At 36.2% G+C, this 4,840-nt stretch carries 5 protein-coding genes; all 5 read right to left on the bottom strand.

Translation table 11 applies throughout. The annotated features are described in order from the left end of the window. Positions 1–634 (bottom strand): citrate/2-methylcitrate synthase (locus tag ACR2MV_RS11065; protein WP_434021977.1); only part of this gene is annotated, 634 nt, incomplete at its 3' end. A gap of 146 nt (positions 635–780) precedes the next feature. After that, on the bottom strand, positions 781–2,070 hold the full coding sequence (gene eno / locus ACR2MV_RS11060) for a phosphopyruvate hydratase (RefSeq protein ID WP_434021976.1): 1,290 nt from the start codon (positions 2,068–2,070) through the stop codon (positions 781–783). A 117-nt stretch (positions 2,071–2,187) separates the two neighbouring features. Further along, a complete protein-coding gene (gene carA / locus ACR2MV_RS11055) occupies positions 2,188–3,291 on the bottom strand; it encodes a glutamine-hydrolyzing carbamoyl-phosphate synthase small subunit (RefSeq protein ID WP_434021975.1) in 1,104 nt (367 codons plus the stop codon). A 122-nt stretch (positions 3,292–3,413) separates the two neighbouring features. After that, positions 3,414–3,923: a 50S ribosomal protein L17 gene (gene rplQ, locus ACR2MV_RS11050; protein ID WP_434021974.1), complete on the bottom strand. Its 510-nt coding sequence runs from the start codon at positions 3,921–3,923 to the stop codon at positions 3,414–3,416. Between the two features lie 42 nt (positions 3,924–3,965). Beyond that, on the bottom strand, positions 3,966–4,840 hold an 875-nt coding region (locus ACR2MV_RS11045), incomplete at its 5' end, for a DNA-directed RNA polymerase subunit alpha (protein WP_434021973.1).

The following is a 4,840-nucleotide window of genomic DNA, read 5'->3' as shown; positions in this document are numbered from 1 at the left end:
GTACGTACTTTTCCGTTGGAATCCTAAACATCATTTGCATGATATTCTCTATATAGTCAAGAGAATTATCTCCATAATTAAGTGGGGTACCCAAGTTTTTACTATGCGCCCAAGCTGCAATAACAGGGAATTTTCCCATTAACTTTGTAATGGCATCATATACCTGCTCCTCTTTTGTAATATCGACCGTAGCCGGATTAAAAGCAGTTAACGCAGAAGTTAATGATGAAAGCATTCCCATTGGATGTGCTTTTTTAGGGAAACCATCGATAATATCTTTCATCTCCTCATTCAAAAGTTGATGATACTTGATATCCTTTTCCCACTTAGCATACTGCTCCTTGGTCGGTAACTCTCCAAAAATGATCATATAGGCCACCTCTAAAAAACTGGCTTTCTTAGTCAATTCCTCAATGGCATAACCTCTATGACGTAAAATGCCCTTTTCTCCATCTAGAAATGTTATCTTACTTTCACAAGACCCAGTATTCTTAAATCCAGAATCAATTGTGATTATTCCATTGGTAACGGCACGTAAAGTTTTTACATTTATCGCTACCTCGTTCTCGGTTCCGACAACGATTGGAAATTCATATTCTTGCCCGTTAACAATCAACTTTGCTACTTCTGACATAGGTATTAATGTATTTAATTTTTAATATTTTCTTACTGTTGCGAAATTACGAAATAACTGCCAAAATTCCGATTAAACAAAGAAGTAATATCCAATAAAAAAAGCTGAATTTTCATTCAGCTTTTCTATCTATTTATCCGTTAAAATTATCCTACTTTAAAAGCGTTTAATTGTGGATAATAAGCAGTGCTGTGTAATTCTTCTTCAATTCTTAACAACTGATTGTATTTAGCCATACGATCACTTCTTGAAGCAGAACCTGTTTTGATCTGACCTGTATTCAATGCTACGGCTAAATCAGCAATGGTGTTGTCTTCAGTTTCTCCTGAACGGTGAGACATTACTGAAGTGTACCCTGCACTATGCGCCATATTAACGGCTGCAATCGTTTCCGTCAAGGTTCCGATCTGATTTACCTTAATCAAGATGGAGTTCGCGATGTCATTGTCAATTCCTTTTCCTAATCTCTCTACATTGGTAACAAAAAGGTCATCACCTACCAACTGAACTTTATCTCCAATTTTCTCTGTCAATGATTTCCAACCATCCCAGTCATTTTCATCCATTCCGTCTTCAATCGAAATAATAGGGTACTTAGCGGCCAATTCTGCGATATATACAGCTTGCTCTTCACTGGTTCTAACCACACCTTTATCTCCTTCAAAAATGGTGTAATCATACTTACCATCCTTGTAAAATTCTGCAGCAGCACAATCCAAGGCCAACATCACATCATCACCAGCTTTATATCCTGCTTCAGAAATCGCTTTAATAATGGTATCAAGAGCATCTTCAGTACCGTCAAAAGTAGGAGCAAATCCTCCTTCATCACCAACCGCTGTGTTCAAACCACGATCATGTAATAATTTTTTAAGGTTATGGAATATCTCACTACCCATTTTAATAGCATGAGAAAAGTTTTTTGCTTTTACAGGCATCACCATAAATTCCTGAAATGCAATCGGAGCATCCGAATGAGATCCACCATTTACAATATTCATCATAGGTACCGGTAAGGTATTAGCGCTCACACCACCAACGTAACGATACAATGGCTGGTTTAATTCATTCGCTGCCGCCTTTGCTGCTGCCAATGAAACTCCCAAAATTGCATTTGCACCTAATTTCGCCTTGTTTGGAGTTCCGTCTAATTCGATCATGATCTGATCGATAGTATTTTGTTCAAACACTGAATATCCAATAACTTCTTTGGCGATTATTTCATTTACATTCTCCACTGCCTTTAAGACACCTTTCCCCATATAGTCGTCACCACCGTCTCTTAATTCCACTGCCTCATGTTCTCCCGTAGAAGCTCCTGAAGGCACAGCTGCTCTTCCCATTACACCATTTTCGGTGATCACATCAACCTCAACAGTAGGGTTTCCTCTGGAGTCGAATATTTGTCTTGCATGAATGTCTAATATAATGCTCATTTTAATTTGATTTTAATTGTTTTTACTGATGTAAATTTACGAAATATTAAAGGTTTTATATCCTAATACTTCATTAAAGTACGATATCGTTTTCGGTGATTCCTGTCCTTCAAATTATTACTTAGATGCTTTGATCATCTCAATAAACTGATCGAATAAATAAGAAGAATCATGAGGACCCGGACTGGCTTCCGGATGGTACTGAACAGAAAAACAGTTTTTATCTTTCACTCGCATTCCCGCCAGACTCTGATCGTTTAAATGTTCATGAGTCATTTCAAGTACATCGTGTGCTTCTACCGCAGATTTATCAACTACAAACCCATGATTCTGAGAGGTAATCTCTCCTTTTCCTGTCAACAGGTTCTTTACCGGGTGGTTGATCCCTCTGTGACCATTGTGCATTTTATACGTTGGAATATCATGTGCCAGGGCAATTACCTGATGACCGAGACAAATACCAAATAAAGGAAGGTCTTTATCAACGATCTCTTTTGCGAGTTTCTGAGCATTTTCTAAAGGAGTCGGATCTCCAGGTCCGTTTGATAAAAAGTATCCGTCAGGGTTAAAACTACTTAAATCTTCAAACGAAGCATCATAAGGGAAGACTTTCACATAGCAATCTCTCTGTGTAAGATTCCTCAAGATATTCCTTTTAATACCAATGTCTAATGCTGCAATTTTATAAGTAGCATTCTCATTTCCAACCGTATAAGGCTCTTTTGTTGACACTTGTGATGCCAGTTCCAATCCGTCCATAGAAGGAACAGACTCGAGCTGCTTTTTCAAGGATTCTATATCAGTATCTGTAGAGATAATGGCATTCATAGCTCCCTTATCCCTTATGTACCTTACCAAAGCACGTGTATCAATATCAGAAATAGCAACAAAATTTTGCTTTTTGAAATACGTCAATAAATCTTCCTCAGCATTGATCCTTGAATAATCAAAACTAAAATTCCTACAAACCAATCCTGCTATTTTAATTCCTTCCGACTCTTCTTCTTCAGCATTGATACCGTAGTTTCCAATATGTGCATTGGTCGTAACCATTAACTGTCCATAATAAGAAGGATCCGTAAAGATTTCCTGATACCCTGTGGTTCCTGTATTAAAACATATCTCACCAACTGCAGTACCATCGATTCCAACTGATTTCCCTTCGAACATCGTGCCGTCCTTTAAGATCAAAATTGCTTTTTTGCGTGCTTCGTATTTCATTTTCTTAAAATAATTAGTCTGTTTTAAACTTTCTGAAAAATATAATTTCTTTTTTATTCAAAAAAAAAGGATAAGCTAAAATTTAGCTTATCCTTTTTTAGGTTCAATCTTTAAAATCAAATTTATGCTTCATCCTTATTTTCAGCATCTTGTGATTTTGCTTCTTCTACTTTTTCCTCAACTGCAGTTTCAGCAGCAACAGCAGCAGGAGCGGCTTTTTTACCACCTCTTCTTCTTGTCGCTTTTTTCTTCTTAGCTTTCGGATTGTAAATTTCGTTGTAATCAACCAATTCTACCATTGCCATAGGTGCATTATCACCTTGACGATTTCCTAATTTTATGATTCTAACATAACCTCCTGGTCTGTCTCCAACTTTTACTGCTACATCTCTAAACAATTCAGAAACTGCATATTTGTCTCTTAAACTACTAAAAACGATTCTTCTGTTATGTGTAGAATCTTCTTTTGATTTTGTAATTAAAGGTTCAACATATTGACGCAATGCCTTTGCTTTAGCAACAGTTGTATTTATACGCTTGTGTTCAATTAATGAACAAGCCATATTGGCCAACATAGCTTTTCTATGTGCCGTTTTTCTACTTAAATGATTAAATTTCTTTCCGTGTCTCATCTTTCACTTGGCTATTAAAAATTTGCTAATTCAATAACAAATTTACTCCTTATCTAATTTGTATTTTGTTAAATCCATTCCAAAGGTCAAGCCTTTGTTGTTTACAAGCTCATCCAATTCAGTAAGTGATTTCTTACCAAAATTTCTAAACTTCATCAAATCACTCTTGTTGAATGAAACTAAATCACCTAATGTATCAACTTCAGCTGCTTTCAAACAGTTCAAAGCTCTTACAGAAAGATCCATGTCGATCAATCTAGTCTTCAGCAATTGTCTCATATGCAATGATTCCTCATCATAGGTCTCAGTCTTTGCAATTTCATCCGCTTCTAAAGTGATTCTTTCATCAGAGAATAACATGAAATGGTGAATTAATATTTTCGCCGCTTCTGTTAAAGCATCTTTTGGAGTAATAGAACCATCAGTGATGATGTCAAAAACTAATTTTTCATAATCTGTCTTTTGCTCAACACGAAAGTTTTCAACTGCGTATTTTACATTTTTGATTGGTGTGTAAATAGAATCAATAAAGATCGTTCCAAGAGGAGCTGATACTTTTTTGTTCTCTTCAGCCAATACAAACCCTCTTCCTTTTTCGATTGAAATTTCCATGTCAATCTTTACAGAAGGCTCCATACGACAGATTACAAGCTCAGGGTTCAATACCTGAAAACCTGAAATAAAGTTTTGAAAATCACCGGCAGTCAACTCTTCCTTACCAGTAAGAGATAAAACAACAGTTTCATTATCTGTATCTTCAATCTGCTGCTTGAAACGCATTTGCTTCAAGTTAAGAATGATTTCAGTTACATCTTCTACTACACCTTCAATCGTTGAAAATTCATGCTCAACACCTTCAATTCTCAATGAAGTTATTGCATATCCGTCTAAAGAAGATAACAACACTCTTCTCAAGG

The sequence above is a fragment of the Lutimonas sp. genome (assembly GCF_051011215.1).
Taxonomy (GTDB): Bacteria; Bacteroidota; Bacteroidia; order Flavobacteriales; family Flavobacteriaceae; genus Lutimonas.
This window is presented reverse-complemented; position numbering and strand designations above follow the sequence as displayed.